This window comes from Actinomadura sp. 3N407, assembly GCF_052245875.1.
GTDB lineage: Bacteria > Actinomycetota > Actinomycetes > Streptosporangiales > Streptosporangiaceae > Spirillospora.
Genome location: NZ_JBQQBP010000006.1, coordinates 72,819 through 89,606 on the forward strand (window position 1 = coordinate 72,819; position 16,788 = coordinate 89,606).

Genomic DNA, 16,788 nt, shown 5'->3' on the forward strand with positions numbered 1-16,788 from the left:
CCGCGCACGCAGGACGCCTGGTCGGGCCCCGTTCACGGCCTGCATGGGCCAGTCTGACGGGTGCCGCGGGTCACATCCGGGGAACGGCCGAACGGGTGGGACAATCGCACCCCATGGAGCTTCGCACCCTTTATCCGCCCGTCGAGCCGCACGAGTCCGGGCTGCTCGACGTCGGCGACGGCGACCGCGTCTACTGGGAGGTCTGCGGCAATCCGGAGGGCAAACCCGCGGTGATGCTGCACGGCGGGCCGGGCGCCGGCTGCAGCCCGGCGCACCGCCGGCAGTTCGACCCGGAGGCGTACCGGATCGTGCTGTTCGACCAGCGCAACTGCGGGCGGAGCGTGCCGCACGCGAAGGATCCGGAGGTGTCGCTGGAGGCGAACACCACCTGGAACCTGGTCGCCGACATGGAGAGGCTGCGCGAGCACCTGGGGATCGAGCGCTGGCTGGTGTTCGGCGGGAGCTGGGGCAGCGCGCTGTCGCTGGCGTACGCGCAGACCCATCCGGAGCGGGTGACCGAGCTGGTGCTGCGCGGCATCTTCACATTGCGGCCGTTCGAGCTGTACTGGTTCTACCAGGAGGGCGCGTCGCTGCTGTTCCCCGATCTGTGGGAGAAGTACGTCGAGCCGATCCCCGAGGACGAGCGGGAGGACCTCATCTCCGCGTTCCGCGAGCGGCTCGGCTCACCCGACCGGGACGTGCGCGTCGCGGCGGCGAAGGCGTGGGCGACCTGGGAGGGCTCGACGATCACGCTGCGGCCGGACACGGAGCTGGCCGGCGGGTTCGGCGAGCCGGACTACGCGGTGGCGTTCGCCCGCATCGAGAACCACTACTTCGTCAACGAGGGGTTCTTCGAGGAGGAGCAGCTGATCCGGGACGTGGACAGGATCCGCCACATCCCGGCGGTGATCGTGCAGGGCCGCTACGACGTGTGCACCCCGGTCGCGACGGCGTGGGATCTGCACCGCGCGTGGCCCGAGGCGGAGTTCCACATCGTCGACGACGCCGGCCACGCCTACAGCGAGCCGGGAATCCTGCATCGTCTGATCGAGGCGACCGACCGGTTCGCCGGAAAGCGCTGAGCGACACCCGGCGTAGCGTCCCGCTCGCAGAGAGCTAGATAAATCGGACATGTCGCAAAGCTATGGTCGGCAGGCCCGGAATCCCGGCCGGGGGACGGTGTTCATATCGTGCCCCGGCCGGCGCTCAGGAGACCGAAATCCCCGATTTCTTACCTCTGAGCTATGGACGCCTTACCGTCCGGTCACTGAACCTGCCCCTTGAAGGTCAGTGGACGCGACCTCCCAGAGCCCGCGTCAACGCCTTGCCGCACATCCGCCCCAGGGCGCCCTCGCCCGGACGACCTCGCCCGATGCGACGTGACGTCCGCCGCACCCGAGGCGTTCACATCGAATTTGAGTGACTTACCTCACACAACCGATACACAAAACCCCTCCCGAGGCCACGACAAAACATTAAGGTGGCGTTCAGGAAGCGTCCGGGCGACGCCGCCCGTCCGGGCGGCAGTACCTCCTGCGTAGCACAGGGAAAAGCGGACGGCCGCCCGCTCGGGCCCGCTCTGAATTGCACCGAATTCGACAAAGCCTATTACCCTACCCAGTGCGGTACACGGCTAAACATCTCGCAGATAACATTCCTCTGCGATCACGGTGCGAGATTCGCTAAGTTGCCTGGACATGGCAGCGCAACCCCTGGAATCACCGACCCGACGCCCCGACGCGAACGAGACGAACGCGGACGTGCAACTCCAGGAGCCGAGCCTCGCCGACGGCCCAGAGCTTTGGCGGATGGCGCGGGACTCACGTGTCCTGGACGTCAACTCGCCGTACAGCTACACGCTTTGGTGCCGCGATTTCCCGGACACTTCAGTGGTGGCGCGCGACGCCGGCGCCCCCTGCGGTTTCATCACCGGCTACGTCCGCCCGTCCCGGCCCGACACGTTCTTCGTGTGGCAGGTCGCCGTCGACCACGACCATCGCGGCCAGGGCCTGGCCCGCCGCATGCTCGACCGCCTCGCCGACCGGCTCGTCCCCCGCGGCCACCGGTTCATGGAGGCCACGGTCACACCGGACAACACCGCCTCCACCGCGATGTTCGAGTCGTTCGCCCGGGACCGCGGGTGCGAACTCGCTCGCAGCCCGCTGTTCGGCGCGGAGCACTTCCCCGAGGGGGGACACGAGCCCGAGGTGCTCTTTCGGATCGGCCCGATCACCGACGCGAACTGATCCACTCACTCCCCCGTCCGCTCCCCCACACCAACCTGCCTGGAGGCAGACATGGACGTTTTCGCCCGCCTGGAATCGGAAGTCCGCGGCTACTGCCGAGGCTGGCCCACGGTGTTCACCACCGCGCAGGGCAGCTACATGACCGATGAGAACGGGAAAAGCTACCTCGATTTCTTCGCCGGCGCAGGGACCCTCAACTACGGGCACAACAACCCGCAGCTGAAACGCCGGCTGATGGACTATCTCGCGAGCGACGCGATCGTGCACAGCCTGGACATGTACAGCTCGGCCAAACGGGAGTTCCTGGAACGGTTCAACGAGTATGTGCTCCAGCCGCGTGCGCTCGACTACAAAATCCAGTTCCCCGGCCCGGCGGGCAACAACTCGGTCGAGGCCGCGCTGAAACTCGCCCGCAAGTACACCGGCCGCGAGACGGTCGTCAGCTTCACCAACGCCTTTCACGGCATGACGCTCGGCGCGCTCGCCGTCACGGGGAATTCGATGAAGCGCACCGGGGCGGGCGTGCCCCTCGGGCACGGCGTCGCGATGCCCTACGACAACTACCTGGACGGCAGGACGCCCGACTTCCTGCTCTTCGAGACGATGCTGGAGGACAGCGGCAGCGGCCTCGACAAGCCCGCCGCCGTCATCGTGGAGACCGTCCAGGGCGAGGGCGGCATCAACGTCGCCACCGCCGAATGGCTGCGCGGCCTGCAGGACCTGTGCCGCCGGCAGGACATCCTGCTCATCGTCGACGACGTGCAGATGGGCTGCGGCCGCACCGGATCCTTCTTCAGCTTCGAGGAGGCCGGGATCACCCCGGACATCGTCTGCCTGTCCAAGTCGCTCAGCGGCTACGGGCTGCCGTTCGCGGTCACGCTCATGAAGCGGGAGCTGGACGTGTGGGAGCCGGGCGAGCACAACGGCACCTTCCGCGGCTTCAACCCCGCGTTCGTCACCGCCGTCGCCGCGCTGGAGGACTACTGGACCGGCGACGACATGGAGAAGCAGACGCTCGCCAAGGGCCAGCAGGTCCAGACGGCGCTGGAGTCGATCGCGCTGGCGCACGCCGGCGCCGTCGACTCCGTCCGCGGCCGCGGCCTGGCGTGGGGCCTGGTGATGAACGACGCCGAGATGGCGCCGCGGGTGTGCACCGAGGCGTTCGAGCGCGGGCTGCTGATGGAGACCTCCGGCCCGGAGGGCGAGGTGGTCAAGCTGCTGCCGCCGCTCACCACGACCGAGGCCGAACTGGGCCAGGGCCTGGAGATCATCGCGGACTCGCTGGAGGCCGTCCGCCAGAAGGTCGCCGTCTGACCCCGAGCCATCCGGACGCCGGGCGGCCAGGACACGGGCCGCCCGGACACGACGCACCCGGACCCGACCCACCCGGACGCGGGCCGCCCCCGGAGGCCGGGGCCCGTCCGAGCCGTCCGGGCCGGCCGAGCCGCACGGCTTGAGCGAACACCGTCCGAGCCGCCGGGCCCGCGCGGGCCCGGCGCCCCGGGCACAGCTGGAAAGAGGAGATTCATGATCGTTCGTTCCCTTGACGAGATCATCGGCACCGAGCGCGACGTGCAGGCGCCGACGTGGTGCAGCCGCCGGTTCGTGCTCGCCAAGGAGGGCGTCGGCTTCTCAATGCACGAGACGATCCTTTACGCGGGGTCCGAGACCAAGATGTGGTACGCGAACCACGTCGAGGCCGTCTACTGCATCGAGGGCCAGGGAGAGCTGACCAACGACGAGACGGGTGAGAAGCACAAGATCGAGCCGGGCGTGATGTACCTGCTGGACAAGCACGAGCACCACACCCTGCGGGCTCACACGGACGTGCGGACCGTCTGCGTGTTCAACCCGCCCTGCACCGGCCGGGAGGTCCATGACGAGAACGGTGTGTACCCGCTGCTGACTGAGGAGGACGCATGAGCATCATCGAGTCCCATCCGACCATCGACGACGCCTACCCCACCCGGAAGGGCATCGAGGCGGCGCTGCTGTACCGGCAGGACCCTGTCGTGTACGGCGCCCCGGAGGACGGGCCGATCGACGGTGCCACGCTCGACTCGTTCGAGGCCAACGGCTTCCTGTCCGTCGACCAGCTCATCTCCCCGGAGGAGGTCGAGGACTACCGCGCCGAGCTGCGCCGGCTGTCCTCGAACCCGCGGGTCCTGGCCGACGAGCGCACGGTCACCGAGCGAGGCTCGGACGAGGTCCGCTCCATCTTCGAGATCCACAAGATCAGTGAAGTCTTCGACCGGCTCGTCCGCGATCCCCGCGTCGTCGGCCGGGCGCGGCAGATCCTCGGCTCCGAGGTCTACGTCCACCAGAGCCGGGTCAACTACAAGCCGGGGTTCAGCGGCAAGGACTTCTACTGGCACTCGGACTTCGAGACCTGGCACGCCGAGGACGGCATGCCGCGGATGCGCGCGGTGAGCATATCCATCGCGCTCACCGAGAATTTCGTGCACAATGGCGGGCTAATGATTATGCCTGGCTCGCACAAGACCTTCGTGGCCTGTGTCGGGGAGACCCCGGACGACCACTACAAGGAGTCCCTGCGCGGACAGGAGATCGGGACGCCCGATCCCAACAGCTTGTCGATCCTCGCCGAAAAACACGGGATCGAGCTGTTCACAGGGTCTGCGGGCTCTGCGACCATGTTCGACTGCAACTGCATGCACGGCTCGAACGGGAACATCACCCCGTTCCCGCGCTCCAACGTGTTCATCGTCTTCAACAGTGTCGAGAACACCTGCGCCGAGCCCTTCTCGGCGCCCGCCCCGCGTCCGGAGTTCATCGGTGCCCGCGACTTCACCCCCGTGGGCGGCTGAATGAACACAACAATTCGATAACCCCGACCCACCCTGCTCCCGCGCCCGCGGGGGGCCGCACCGGCCCCCCGCGGGCGCGGGAGCACACCCATCCAGGAGTTCGATGATGACTTCCTCGAGACGTGACTTCCTGCGCAGCGCCGTGCTGCTGTCCGCCGCGGTACCGCTGGCCGCGGCGGGCTGCTCCACGACGGATCCGGAGGAGGAGAAAGCGGGCGGCGGAACGCTCGAAAAGGCCAAGAGCGCAGGCACGATCACCGTCGGCTTCGCCAACGAGCCCCCGTACGGCTACACCGACCAGTCCGGCAAGCTGACCGGTGAGGCGCCCGAGCTGGCCCGCGTCATCTTCAAGAAACTCGGGATCAACGAGGTCAAGGGCGTCCAGGTGGACTTCGGCGGCCTCATCGGGGGCCTCAACGCCAAGCGGTTCGACGCGATCGCCGCCGGCATGTTCATCACGCCCGAGCGCTGCGCCTCGGCGGCGTTCGCCAACCCCGAGTACGTCGCCAAGAGCGCCTTCATGGTGAAGGAGGGCAACCCGAAGGGCCTGAACGGCGCGCAGGACCCGGCGGAGAAGGGCGCCAAGGTCGGGGTCCTCACGGGCGCCGTCGAGGCCGGCTACGCCGAGAGCACCGGGGTCGAGAAGGGCGACATCAAGACGTACGCCGACCAGGCCAGCGCCTACGAGGGACTCAAGGCCGGGCGCATCGACTGCATCTGGCTGACCCGCATCTCCCTGGCCGACCTGCAGTCCAAGCACGAGGGCGAGGGCTTCGAGGTGACCGAGCCGTTCACCCCGGTCATCGACGGCAAGGAGCAGTTCGGCGCCGGCGCGTTCGCGTTCCGCAAGGCCGACGCGGACCTGCTGAAGGCATGGAACGACGAGCTCGCGAAGCTGAAGCAGGCGAACCAGCTGCTGCCGATCCTGAAGCCGTTCGGGTTCAGCCAGGCCGAGATGCCCGGTCCGGAGGACACCGCCGCCAAGTTCTGCCAGGCCTGATCCCGTGGGGGACGTCCTCAGCAGCCACCAGCAGTGGCTGGACGGCGCGTTGCTCACCGTGCAGCTCACCGTGTACGGCGGCGTGCTGGCGCTGGTGCTCGCCCTGATCTTCGGTCTGGCGGGCACCTCGCGCCATGCGTGGGTGCGTGTCCTGAACAGGGTGTACGTGGAGTTCTTCCGCGGGACCGCGACGCTGGTGCTGCTGTACTGGTTCTTCTACGCGCTGCCCCTGGTCGGGCTGCGGTTCACCACCATGTTCGCGGCCGTGCTGGCGCTCGGCATGAACGTCGGCGCGTACGGCGCCGAGGTGGTCCGCGGCTCGATCAAGGCCGTGCCCAAGGCGCAGTACGAGGCGACGGTGGCTCTCAACTTCACGCCGTACCAGCGGATGCGGCGCGTCCTGCTGCCGCAGGGCGTCGCGCTGATGCTGCCCCCGTTCGGCAACCTGATCATCGAGCTGATGAAGGCGACGGCCATCGTGTCCCTCGTCGGCCTCGTCGACCTCACCCGCGTCTCGAAGAACATCCAGAGCAGTACCGGCGAGACCATCGCCGCGTTCTCGGTGGTCCTGGTCCTGTACTTCATCATCGCGCAGGTGCTGCAGCTGTTCGTCCGCTACGCCGAGCGGCGCGTGGACCGCATGCTGGGCCGCAGGCTGCCCAGTGAGCCGTCGCTCAGCACGATCGCGGCCGGCTCTCCCGGAGCGGGGGTGTCGGGCTGATGACCTGGGACTGGCAATACTCGGGCGAGATCCTGCCCGATCTGCTGAACGGGCTGCGCTACACGGTCATCGCGACGCTGGTCGGCTACGTGATCGCCCTGATCCTGGGCCTGGTGTGGACGCTGCTGCGCCGAACGCCGTACACGGCCGTCAACCAGACGGTCCGGTGGGTCACGGAGTTCATCAGGTCGACGCCGCTGATCCCGCAGCTGTACTTCGTCTTCTTCGTCCTGCCCGCCTGGGGCATCACGATCGGGCCGCTGACGGCCGGGATCATCACGCTCGGCATCCACTACTCGACGTACACGGCCGAGGTGTACCGGGCCGGGATCGCCGACGTCCCGAAGGGGCAGTGGGAGGCGTGCACGGCCATCAACCTGCCGAAGTCGCGGGTGTGGCTGGACGTGATCCTTCCGCAGGCGATCCGCCGGGTGATCCCGACGCTGGGCAACTACCTGATCGCGATGTTCAAGGACTCGCCGATGCTGCTGGCGATCAACGTCGCGGAACTGCTCTTCTCCGCCTACCAGGTGGGGTCGCGGACCCTGCAGTTCCTCGAGCCGATCACCATGGTCGGGCTGTTGTTCGTCATCGTCAGCGTCATATCCTCGATACTTGTCCGCCGCTTGGAGAGGCGTTATGCCACCAACTGACACCACACCGGAAGCCCCGACGCCCCAAGACCCCGAGGGCGGCCCTACGCCGAAGGGCGCCGCGACCGGCGACGACGTCGCCGCGGACGAGAGCGTCTCGGTGAGCAAGGGCGTCTCCACGCAAAAGGGGGACGTGCAGGAGGGCGAGCCCGTCGCGGGGCTTCCGCACGGCGGCGCGCCGGGCATCCGCTTCGAGAAGGTGGTCAAGCGGTTCGGCGACAACGTCGTGCTCCGCGAGCTCGACTTCAACGTGGAGCCCGGCGAGCGGGTGACCCTCATCGGGCCGAGCGGGTCGGGCAAAACGACCATCCTGCGGCTGCTGATGACGCTGGAGTCCCTCAACGAGGGCGTCATCTGGATCGGCGACGAGACGCTGTGGCACATGGAGCGCGGCGGCAAGCGCGTCCCGGCCAACCAGAAGCACCTGCACGAGATGCGCAAGCAGGTCGGCATGGTGTTCCAGCAGTTCAACCTGTTCCCCAACATGAACGTGCTGCGCAACCTCACCGAGGGGCCGGTGCGCGTGCTGGGGGTGCCCAAGGACGAGGCGGTCGAGCGCGCCAGGGACCTGCTGGAACTGGTCGGCCTCGCCGACAAGATCAACGCTCATCCGTCCCAGTTGTCGGGCGGCCAGCAGCAGCGGGTGGCGATCGCGCGCGCGCTCGCCATGCAACCCCGGGTGCTGCTTCTGGACGAGGTCACCTCGGCGCTCGACCCCGAGCTCGTCGTCGGCGTCCAGGACCTGCTGCGCGACATCGCCCGGCAGAGCGACCTGACCTTGCTGTGCGTCACCCACGAGATGGCCTTCGCCAAGGACATCTCCGACCGGGTCCTGATGTTCGACCAGGGCCAGATCGTCGAGGAGGGTCCCCCGGACCAGATCTTCGGCGAGCCGGCCGAGCAGCGCACCCGGGACTTCCTGCAGGCGGTCCTGGCCTCCTGACCGGCCTCCCGCAGGCAGCCCGTCGCCCGCGTCCCCGTCGCCCCGGGGGCGCGGGCGACTCTCGTCCACCCCATTCACCGGACACGCCCCGGGCGCGGTCCCAGGTGGCGGACCGGCTCAATCGACGCCGGGCCAGGCGGCGGCGATGAGCTCCGACCATTCCGGGACGGGCGCGCCGGTGCCGTACTGGCGCGCGATCTCGCCGGGGAACGAGCCGATCGGCGCCTTGGCCGGGTTCCGGGCGATCTGGTCGACGATGGACTCGGTGATCGCGCATCCGGCCCCGAGCCGGGGGAACGCGGCGTGAGCGCGGTCGGCGAGGCCCTCGGGGAGCGCCCCGGCGCCCAGCCCGGCGATGTCGGCGCCGGTCCCGGCGTGGGTGAGGGCGATCTCCGGCCGCATCCGGTGGGCGATGCCCAGGCTGCTGTGCAGCGCGATCGCCTCCCAGACGACGCGGACCCGCTCCTCGTCCATACCGTTCTCGCTCAGGAACTCCGCGGCGCGGTCGGCGCCGTCCACCTCGAAGCGCTGCCCGCCGTCCGCCCGCTCGGTGAGCCCGACGTCGTGCAGGACGCTCGCCAGGAAGAGCACCTCGTCGTCGTAGTCGGCGCCGGAGCGCAGCGCCCGCCGTTCCCCGATGGCGCGCGCGAACAGGTAGGTGCGCACGCTGTGGTTGGCGAGCGCCGCCGTCCCCTCGGAGAACACCAGGTCGTACGCCTTGCGGGCGAGGCCGGTGCGGGGAAGGGAGAACTCGGCGAAGTGGTCGGTCATGGGCTGCTCCTCGGAGGTGCTCGGACGAACGCCACCGATCGTCCGCCGCGGCCGGGGATGCGGGACAGTGTCCAGACTGCCGATATGCGCTACGTTCTGGCCATGCATGTGGTGGCGGTGCTCGCGCTGGACGGTGTGGTGGCGTTCGACCTGGCCGTTCCGGGCCAGGTGTTCGGCACGACGACCACGTCCGGGAACGTCCCGCTGTACGAGGTGCGGGCGTGCACGGCGCCGGGCGGCGCGGAGACGTCCCCCATGCTGGGCCGCATGCGCGTGGAGACGCCGTTCGGCCTGGACGCGCTCGCGTCGGCCGACACGATCGTCGTCCCCGGCCATGAGAATGTGCGGGCCGGCCCGCCCGCCGAGGTGCTGGACGCCCTGCGACACGCGGCGGCGCGCGGCGCCAGGGTCGCCTCCATCTGCGTCGGCGCGTTCGTCCTCGCCGCCGCCGGGCTGCTCGACGGGCGGCGGGCCACCACGCACTGGCGGTACGCGGGGGCGCTGGCGCGGCGGTATCCGGACGTCGAGGTCGACCCGTCGGTGCTGTACGTGGACGGCGGGCAGGTGCTGACGTCCGCCGGGGTCGTCGCCGGGATCGACCTGTGCCTGCATCTCGTCCGCCGCGACCACGGCTCGGCGACGGCGGCGCGGACCGCGCGCCGGATCATCATGCCGCCGCAGCGGGACGGCGGGCAGGCCCAGTACATCCGGCACGAGGACCCGCCGGACGACGGCGCCGCCCTCCAGCCGGTCCTGGCCTGGCTGGAGGCCAACCTGCATCGGCCTTTGACGCTGGAGGACATCGCGCGGCACGCGTCCGTCAGCGTCCGGACGCTGACGCGGCGGTTCCGGGAGCAGGCGGGCACGACGCCGCTGCAATGGCTGTCGCGCGCCCGTGTCCACCGCGCGCAGCAGCTCCTGGAGAGCACGGACCTGCCCGTGGAGCGTGTCGCCGCCGAAGCGGGCTTCGGGTCGCCGGTGACGCTGCGCGCCCATTTCGCCCGCCGGGTCGGCGCGTCCCCGCTGGCCTACCGCGGCGCCTTCCGCGCGCGCACGCCGCCCTCCTGATCTGGGCCGCCCGCCGTGGAACCCACCGAACGCCATTCGGTACCGTGGCCTGGTGAACCGTGGAGGGGCGAGGTTGCGTTGATGGGCACATCGATCGTGGGGCTCGGGATGACCGAGCTCGGCAAGGTCTACGGGCGCAGCCCGCGGAGGCTCGCCGCCGACGCGGTGCGGCTCGCCGTGGCCGACGCGGGGCTCGCGCTCGGCGACCTGGACGGGCTGCTGGTCAGCCACGGCATGGGCGGCTCCCCCGGCATCGAGCTGGCGGGCACGCTCGGTCTCCGCGACCTGCGGCTGCTCTCGCAGATCAACGCGTTCGGCGCGACCGCCGGCGCGATGCTGTCGTACGCGGCGATGTCGGTGCTGAGCGGCTCGGCGACCACCGTCGCCTGCGTGTTCGCCGACGCGCCGCTGAAGCCGCAGGAGTCGGCCGGTTCGGCGTACAACCGCGACGCCCGCGAATGGTACGGGTTCGGCGGGATGACGGCGGCGCTCGGGCTGCGCAGCGTCAACTCCTACTACGCCCTCGCCGCCCAGCGGCACATGGCCCGGTACGGCACCACCAGCGAGCAGCTCGGCGCGATCGCCGTCTCGACCCGCGAGTGGGCGGCCCGCAACCCGCTCGCCCAGATGCGCGAGCCGATCACCCTCGCCGACCACCAGGAGTCCCGCTGGGTGTCCGAGCCGCTGCACCTGCTGGACTGCTGCCTGGTCTCCAACGGCGCCGTCGCCGTCGTGGTCACGAGCGCCGACCGGGCCCGCGACCTCGCCCGTCCGCCCGTCCACCTGTGGGGATGGGGGCAGGGCCATCCCGGGCACCGCAAGGAGCGCGGCAGCGAGTTCGGCCTGACGACCGGCGCGGCCTCCTCCGGCGCGACGGCGATGAAGATGGCGGGGATCACCCCGTCCGACGTCGACGTGTGCGAGCTGTACGACTGCTACACCTACACGGTCCTGGTGTCGCTGGAGGACTACGGGTTCTGCGCCAAGGGCGAGGGCGGCGCGTTCGCCGCGTCCGGTGCGCTCGGCCCCGGCGGGTCGCTGCCGACCAACACCGGCGGCGGCCAGCTCTCGGCGTACTACATGTGGGGCATGACGCCGCTGTCGGAGGCGGTGATCCAGGCGCGCGGGGACGGCGGGGAGCGGCAGGCCCCGTCCAACGACGTGATCCTGGTCAGCGGGAACGGCGGGATCCTCGACCACCACTCCACGCTCGTCGTCAGCCCGCACGAGAAGGGAGCCCGGGCATGAACATCGGTGTTCTGCGGCGGGACGGCCGCACCGACCCGTTCTTCGACGGCACCGCCGCCGGCCGGCTCGTCATCAGGCGCTGCGAGGCGTGCGACCGCTGGTTCGCGCCGGACGAGGCCGGCTGCCCGGACTGCGGGAACGAGGACCTCGGCTGGGCCGAGGCGAGCGGCGAGGCGACCCTGGTGACCTGGACCGTCACCCATTCCCGTGACGCCGGGCAGCCGCCCGCCCACCTGGCGCTGGCCGAACTGGCCGAGGGCCCCTGGCTGCACACCCGCCTGGACGGCGTCGACCCGGCGTCCCTGCGCGAGGGCCTCCCCCTCCGCGCGGTGTTCGTGCATCCGGACGAGGGCGAGTCCTACGTCCTGTTCCGCCCCTGGACCGAACGCCATTCGGTCCGTTAGCGTCTGGGGTCATGAACACCGAGGTCTGCGCACGGTTCGGCATCGAGTTCCCGCTGTTCGCCTTCAGCCACTGCCGCGACGTCGTCGCCGCCGTGACCAACGCGGGCGGCTTCGGCGTCCTCGGGGCGGTCGCCTACACCCCCGAGCGCCTCGAAGAGGAACTGCGCTGGATCGACGACCACGTGAACGGCCGCCCCTACGGCGTGGACGTCCTGGTCCCCGGCAAGATCGACAAGTCGGCTGAGGGCGGCGGCCTCGACGCCATGCTCGCCGCGATCCCCGACGAGCACTGGGACTTCCTCACCGGCCTGTTCGCCAAGTACGACGTCCCGCTGCCGGACTTCGAGCAGGCCAAGCGGTCCAACGCGCGCGGCGGCACGCAGGTCACGGCCAAGGGCGCGACCGAGCTGATCGACGTGTCGCTCGCCCACCCCATCGGCCTCATCGCCAGCGCGCTCGGCACCCCTCCCCCCCTCATGGTGGAGAAGGCGAAGGCCGCCGGGATCCCCGTCGCCGCGCTCGTCGGGACGTCCGAGCACGCCCGCCGCCAGGTCGCCGCGGGCGTCGACCTGATCGTCGCGCAGGGCGGCGAGGCCGGCGGCCACACCGGCGAGATCTCCACGATGGTCCTCGTCCCCGAGGTCGTCGACACCGTCGCCCCGGTGCCCGTCCTCGCCGCCGGCGGGATCGCCACGGGACGCCAGATGGCCGCCGCCCTCGCCCTCGGCGCGTCCGGCGTCTGGTGCGGCTCGGTCTGGCTCACCACCGAGGAGGCGGAGACCTCCGCCCCGGTGAAGGAGAAGATGCTCGCCGCCACGTCCCGCGACACGATCCGCTCCCGGTCCCGCACCGGCAAGCCCGCCCGCCAGCTCCGCTCCGCCTGGACGGAGGAGTGGGAGAGCCCCGCGAGCCCCGGCCCCCTCGGGATGCCCCTCCAGATGATCGTCGCCGAGGGCGCCATGCGGCAGATCACCAAGATCGCCGAGTCCGGCAACCCCGGCGCCCGGCAGCTCGCCAACTACTTCGTCGGCCAGTGCGTCGGCCTCATGAACACCGTCAAGCCCGCCCGCCAGGTCGTCTACGACATGGTCGAAGACTTCGCCGACGCCGTGGACCGCCTCAACACCATCACCGGCGAAGACTGAACGTCAGGAACCGGACGCTGCGGAGGGGCGGGTACTCCTCCCGTCACGCCGTGGTGCGCGCGCGGCTCGATCCTGCTCGCGACGGCGACGCCGCGGCCGCCTGTTCCGCGCTGTGCCGGGCCTGGGCGTCCTGACAGGAACTGGACGCCGCGTAGGCGAGCCGTCTGCACAGAATCACCCATGTCCGCGGGCGGCGTGGTTTGGGTTGTCCGCCCGATGCGGTCCCGGCCCGCCCGTCCGTACGTTCGCCTCGAGGCCCATCGGCACGCCGGAGACGCCGAGATCGGCGATACGCCCGTGACCTGCGGCGACTCCGGGGTATGGCGGTGACGGCGACCGGCGAACGAGCAGGAGGCAGGACCATGACCACTCAGGCATCCACCCAGCGGACACGGGACGCGTGGGAGGCGATCGCGCCCGGCTTCGACGAGTTCGTCACCCCGGCGAACACCCGGTACGGCGAGGAGGTGCTCCGCCGCGCGGGCGTCCGGCACGGCACGCGGTTCCTGGACGTCGCCGCCGGCAGCGGCGCGCTGAGCATTCCGGCCGCCCGCGCCGGCGCCGAGGTGGTGGCGACCGACATCGCGCCGGCGATGATCGAACGGCTCGCTGCCCGTGCCCGCGCGGAAGGGCTGGCGAGCATCGAAGGCCGGGTGATGGACGGCCAGGACCTGGAGTTTCCGGACGACGCGTTCGACGTGTCCGCGTCCCAGCACGGTGTGTCGTTGTTCCCCGACCTGGCCGGCGGGCTGGCCGAGATGGCGCGCGTCACCAGGCCCGGCGGGAAGGTGCTCGTCGTCGCGTTCGGCGCGCTCGCCAGAGCGGAGCCCTTCGGCCTCCTCGTGAGCGCCGTCCGGGCGGCCGTGCCCGGAGCCGCGGCATTGCCGGCGGACCCGCCGCCACCCTTCCGGCTGGCCGACCCCGGCCTGTTCGAGCGGTACCTGGCCGCGGCGGGCTTGGCGGACGTGACGGTGGACACGACCACCTGGGACTTGCCGGTGCGGTCCGCGACGCACCTGTGGAACCTGATCACGAGCAGCCACCCGATCCCTGCGGGGCTGGTCGCGGATCTGACCGCGGAGCAGCGCGACGACGTGCTGCAGGTCCTGGAGGGCATCCTCCGCGAACGCTCCGGCGGTGAGCCCGGCGCGATCCTCCACACAGAGATCAACATCGGCGTCGGCACGAAGTGACGCGGCCCGCTCGGCGCCCGGTCGCGGATCGCGCGGCGCGCGGCGCCGGGTAGGCGTGCACGTCGAAGGTTTCGCCCTGCGGCGCAGCGTCGCGTCGATCGGCGCGGTGGCCTGCGGCGGCCCGGCCACCCCGACCGGCACGCGGTTGCGGGTGCTGCGCGTACAGGCCGCCCACGTAGGAGGCGATGAAGGCGGCGCTCAGGACGAAGACGATTTGGCGATGACGGAGGTGGGGCGATTTAATAAATGCACATTCATTTATTAGCAAGGGAGGCCGGGCGATGGCGGGGCGGCCGCGAGGCGTGGACGACTCGGTGATCCTGCGGGCGGCGGTCGAGGTGATCGGGCGGATCGGCCCGGCGAGGCTCACGCTCGCGGCGGTCGCGGACGAGGTCGGGCTCGTGCCCGGCACGCTCGTCCAGCGGTTCGGGTCCAAGCGGGGGCTGTTGCTGGCGCTCGCGAAGCAGTCGGCTCGGGACGCGGACGCGCTGCGCGAACGGGCGCGAGAGGGGCACGCGTCGGCGCTGGCTGCGCTGCGGGCGTTCGCGGTGGAGTCGGTGTCGGAGATGACCACGCCGGAGAGGTACGCCAACCATCTGGCCTTCCTCTGCATGGATCTCACCGACCCGGAGCTTCACGAGCAGGCCCTGGCCGTCCACCGGGCGAACGGCCGGGTGATCGAGATGCTGCTCGGCGCGGCCGTGTCCGAGGGCGGTCTCGCGTCGGGGACGGAGGTCGGCGCGCTGGCCGGGTCGATCCAGGCGGTCATCGCGGGTGCGGGCCTGACATGGGCCCTCGACCGGCGGGGGACGCTGCCGGAACGACTCGGACGCGAGGTCGACATCGCCCTGGCACCGCACGTCATATGAGGAGGAGACCATGGAGGAACGTCCGTTGGCGGGCCATGTCGCCCTGGTCGCGGGTGGTACGCGAGGAGGCGGACGGGGCATCGCCGTCCAGCTCGGGGCCGCCGGGGCGACCGTGTACGTGACCGGGCGCAGCAGCGGTCCGGGACGCTCCGACCTCGGGCGGCCGGAGACCATCGAGGAGACCGCCGAGCAGGTCACGGCGGCGGGCGGCGCCGGCATCCCCGTACGTACCGATCACAGCCGCCCGGACGAGGTCCGTGCGCTGGTCGAGCGGATCGCGGCGGAGCAGGACGGGCGGCTCGACGTGCTCGTGAACTCCGTGTGGGGCGGCGACCCGCTGACCGACTGGTCGCATCCGCTGTGGGAGCAGGACCTCGACAACGGGCTGCGGCTGCTGCGGCAGGCGGTGGAGACGCACGTGATCACCAGCCGGTTCGCGCTTCCGCTGCTGGTCGCCCGCGGCCGGGGGCTCGTGGTGGAGGTGACCGACGGCAACACCGCCCGCTACCGCGGCTCGTTCTTCTACGATCTCGCGAAGTCCGCGGTGATCCGGCTGGCGGTCGCGCAGGCCGCCGAACTGAAGCCGCACGGGGTCGCGGCCGTGGCCATCACCCCCGGATTCCTGCGTTCGGAGGCCGTCCTGGAACATTTCGGCGTCACCGAGGCCAACTGGCGGGACGCCATCGCCCAGGACCCGCACTTCGCCCATTCCGAGACACCGGCCTATCTGGGACGGGCCGTCGCCGCGCTCGCCGCCGACCCCGGCGTCATGGCGAAGACCGGGAGGGCGCTGGCGACCTGGGGCCTGTACGAGGAGTACGGGTTCACCGACGTGGACGGCGCCCGACCCGACTTCGCCGCCCACTGGGCCGACGCCCTCGTGGACGAGTACGGGCCCCTGGGCGATCCGCTCTAGCCCGGCCGGTCGTCACCGCCGGCGAGCCGGGTCGTCCAGCGTTCGGTGAGAAGCCGGGGCGAGGGCGGGGAGCCGGGGAGGGGGGAGTGCCGCCCCGCACGCAGGCCGTCGACGGCGATGCGGACGAGCCTGCGGTGGGCCTCGGCCGCGGCCTCGAGCAGATCGGTGCGCCCCTGCCGGCGGAGCTGCTCGACGGCGGGTGAGCGGCCGAGTTGTTCGAGCAGCAGGAAGATGTCGGCGCCGGTGACGTCCGGCCGCAGCGCCCCGGCCGCATGGGCGCGGGCGATCAGCGCCTCGACCAGTTCGTCCGAACGCGCGGACTTGGCCGCCATCGCGTCGGTGACCTCGATGGTCCCGGCGATGGGGCCGAGCGTGCCCTGCCCGTACTCGACGCGCGCGGTGATGAAGCCGGCCAGGCCCCGCCACGGATCCTCGTCGGCCAGCCCGCGTTCGGCGGCCTCGACCCAGTGGTCGAGGGACAGCTCCGTCAGCCGCTGGAAGAGGGCCTCCTTGGTGCGGTAGCGGCGGTAGAGGCTGCCGATCCCCACCCCGGCGCGGGCCGCGATGGCCGCGACCGAAGCGTGGGCCCCGTCTTCGGCCAGCACCTCCCGCGCCGCCTGGAGCAGGGCGCGGTCGTTGCGTTCCGCCTCGGCGCGGCGGGGGGCGCGGCGCCCGGACGTCTCGGTCATGATCCCATCCTACTTTCGCGGAGCGGATCGCTCCGTCAATGTGGCCGCCCCTCTTGCGGAGCGATTCGCTCCGCGTTAGTGTTCCTTAAACGGA

General features: G+C 70.9%; 19 protein-coding genes. 17 read left to right on the plus strand and 2 right to left on the minus strand.

Annotated elements, in window-relative coordinates; genetic code table 11:
- The first annotated feature begins 113 nt into the window (after positions 1–113).
- The 9 genes from pip (at position 114) to ehuA (ending at position 8,391) form a co-directional block, all read left to right on the plus strand.
- Complete coding sequence (gene pip / locus ACTWPP_RS16785; RefSeq protein WP_443105191.1) at positions 114–1,082, plus strand: prolyl aminopeptidase; 969 nt, start codon at positions 114–116, stop codon at positions 1,080–1,082.
- A 615-nt stretch (positions 1,083–1,697) separates the two neighbouring features.
- Positions 1,698–2,246, plus strand: a complete 549-nt coding sequence (gene ectA, locus ACTWPP_RS16790) for a diaminobutyrate acetyltransferase (RefSeq protein ID WP_443105192.1) — start codon at positions 1,698–1,700, stop codon at positions 2,244–2,246.
- A 51-nt stretch (positions 2,247–2,297) separates the two neighbouring features.
- Entirely contained in the window at positions 2,298–3,560 is a 1,263-nt protein-coding gene (gene ectB / locus ACTWPP_RS16795; protein WP_443105193.1) for a diaminobutyrate--2-oxoglutarate transaminase, read from the plus strand.
- 213 nt (positions 3,561–3,773) lie between these two features.
- Entirely contained in the window at positions 3,774–4,169 is a 396-nt protein-coding gene (locus ACTWPP_RS16800; RefSeq protein WP_443105194.1) for an ectoine synthase, read from the plus strand.
- On the plus strand, positions 4,166–5,074 hold the full coding sequence (gene thpD / locus ACTWPP_RS16805; RefSeq protein ID WP_443105195.1) for an ectoine hydroxylase: 909 nt from the start codon (positions 4,166–4,168) through the stop codon (positions 5,072–5,074). The genes ACTWPP_RS16800 and thpD overlap by 4 nt, the downstream gene beginning before the upstream one ends.
- A gap of 106 nt (positions 5,075–5,180) precedes the next feature.
- Complete coding sequence (ehuB, locus tag ACTWPP_RS16810) at positions 5,181–6,074, plus strand: ectoine/hydroxyectoine ABC transporter substrate-binding protein EhuB (protein WP_443105196.1); 894 nt, start codon at positions 5,181–5,183, stop codon at positions 6,072–6,074.
- Positions 6,075–6,078: 4 nt separating this feature from the next.
- Positions 6,079–6,795: an ectoine/hydroxyectoine ABC transporter permease subunit EhuC gene (gene ehuC / locus ACTWPP_RS16815; RefSeq protein ID WP_443105197.1), complete on the plus strand. Its 717-nt coding sequence runs from the start codon at positions 6,079–6,081 to the stop codon at positions 6,793–6,795.
- Entirely contained in the window at positions 6,795–7,448 is a 654-nt protein-coding gene (gene ehuD, locus ACTWPP_RS16820) for an ectoine/hydroxyectoine ABC transporter permease subunit EhuD (protein WP_443105198.1), read from the plus strand. The genes ehuC and ehuD overlap by 1 nt, the downstream gene beginning before the upstream one ends.
- Positions 7,435–8,391 (plus strand): ectoine/hydroxyectoine ABC transporter ATP-binding protein EhuA, encoded by a 957-nt coding sequence (ehuA, locus tag ACTWPP_RS16825; protein WP_443105199.1) that lies wholly within the window; start codon positions 7,435–7,437, stop codon positions 8,389–8,391. The genes ehuD and ehuA overlap by 14 nt, the downstream gene beginning before the upstream one ends.
- Before the next feature lie 117 nt (positions 8,392–8,508).
- Here ehuA and ACTWPP_RS16830 read toward each other — a convergent pair whose 3' ends face one another.
- Complete coding sequence (locus tag ACTWPP_RS16830; RefSeq protein WP_443105200.1) at positions 8,509–9,162, minus strand: HD domain-containing protein; 654 nt, start codon at positions 9,160–9,162, stop codon at positions 8,509–8,511.
- A gap of 102 nt (positions 9,163–9,264) precedes the next feature.
- Here ACTWPP_RS16830 and ACTWPP_RS16835 point away from each other — a divergent pair, with 102 nt between their 5' ends.
- The 8 genes from ACTWPP_RS16835 to ACTWPP_RS16870 all read left to right on the plus strand — a co-directional run bounded on the left by ACTWPP_RS16835 (position 9,265) and on the right by ACTWPP_RS16870 (position 16,005).
- The gene (locus tag ACTWPP_RS16835; protein ID WP_443105572.1) at positions 9,265–10,230 is read left to right on the plus strand and encodes a GlxA family transcriptional regulator; all 966 of its coding nucleotides are present in this window, start codon (positions 9,265–9,267) and stop codon (positions 10,228–10,230) included.
- An 81-nt stretch (positions 10,231–10,311) separates the two neighbouring features.
- Positions 10,312–11,478 carry a thiolase family protein gene (locus ACTWPP_RS16840; RefSeq protein ID WP_443105201.1) on the plus strand — a complete coding sequence of 389 codons (1,167 nt, stop codon included), beginning with the start codon at positions 10,312–10,314 and terminating at the stop codon, positions 11,476–11,478.
- A complete protein-coding gene (locus ACTWPP_RS16845) occupies positions 11,475–11,882 on the plus strand; it encodes a Zn-ribbon domain-containing OB-fold protein (RefSeq protein ID WP_443105202.1) in 408 nt (135 codons plus the stop codon). The genes ACTWPP_RS16840 and ACTWPP_RS16845 overlap by 4 nt, the downstream gene beginning before the upstream one ends.
- Positions 11,883–11,893: 11 nt before the next feature.
- Complete coding sequence (locus tag ACTWPP_RS16850) at positions 11,894–13,027, plus strand: NAD(P)H-dependent flavin oxidoreductase (RefSeq protein WP_443105203.1); 1,134 nt, start codon at positions 11,894–11,896, stop codon at positions 13,025–13,027.
- A gap of 362 nt (positions 13,028–13,389) precedes the next feature.
- Positions 13,390–14,220: a class I SAM-dependent methyltransferase gene (locus tag ACTWPP_RS16855; protein WP_443105204.1), complete on the plus strand. Its 831-nt coding sequence runs from the start codon at positions 13,390–13,392 to the stop codon at positions 14,218–14,220.
- 55 nt (positions 14,221–14,275) lie between these two features.
- Complete coding sequence (locus ACTWPP_RS16860; RefSeq protein WP_443105205.1) at positions 14,276–14,485, plus strand: hypothetical protein; 210 nt, start codon at positions 14,276–14,278, stop codon at positions 14,483–14,485.
- 16 nt (positions 14,486–14,501) lie between these two features.
- The gene (locus ACTWPP_RS16865; RefSeq protein ID WP_443105206.1) at positions 14,502–15,089 is read left to right on the plus strand and encodes a TetR/AcrR family transcriptional regulator; all 588 of its coding nucleotides are present in this window, start codon (positions 14,502–14,504) and stop codon (positions 15,087–15,089) included.
- A gap of 10 nt (positions 15,090–15,099) precedes the next feature.
- The gene (locus ACTWPP_RS16870; protein ID WP_443105207.1) at positions 15,100–16,005 is read left to right on the plus strand and encodes an SDR family oxidoreductase; all 906 of its coding nucleotides are present in this window, start codon (positions 15,100–15,102) and stop codon (positions 16,003–16,005) included.
- Here the strand turns inward: ACTWPP_RS16870 and ACTWPP_RS16875 are convergent.
- The gene (locus ACTWPP_RS16875) at positions 16,002–16,694 is read right to left on the minus strand and encodes a TetR/AcrR family transcriptional regulator (RefSeq protein WP_443105208.1); all 693 of its coding nucleotides are present in this window, start codon (positions 16,692–16,694) and stop codon (positions 16,002–16,004) included. The genes ACTWPP_RS16870 and ACTWPP_RS16875 overlap by 4 nt on opposite strands.
- Between the last annotated feature and the right edge of the window lie 94 nt (positions 16,695–16,788).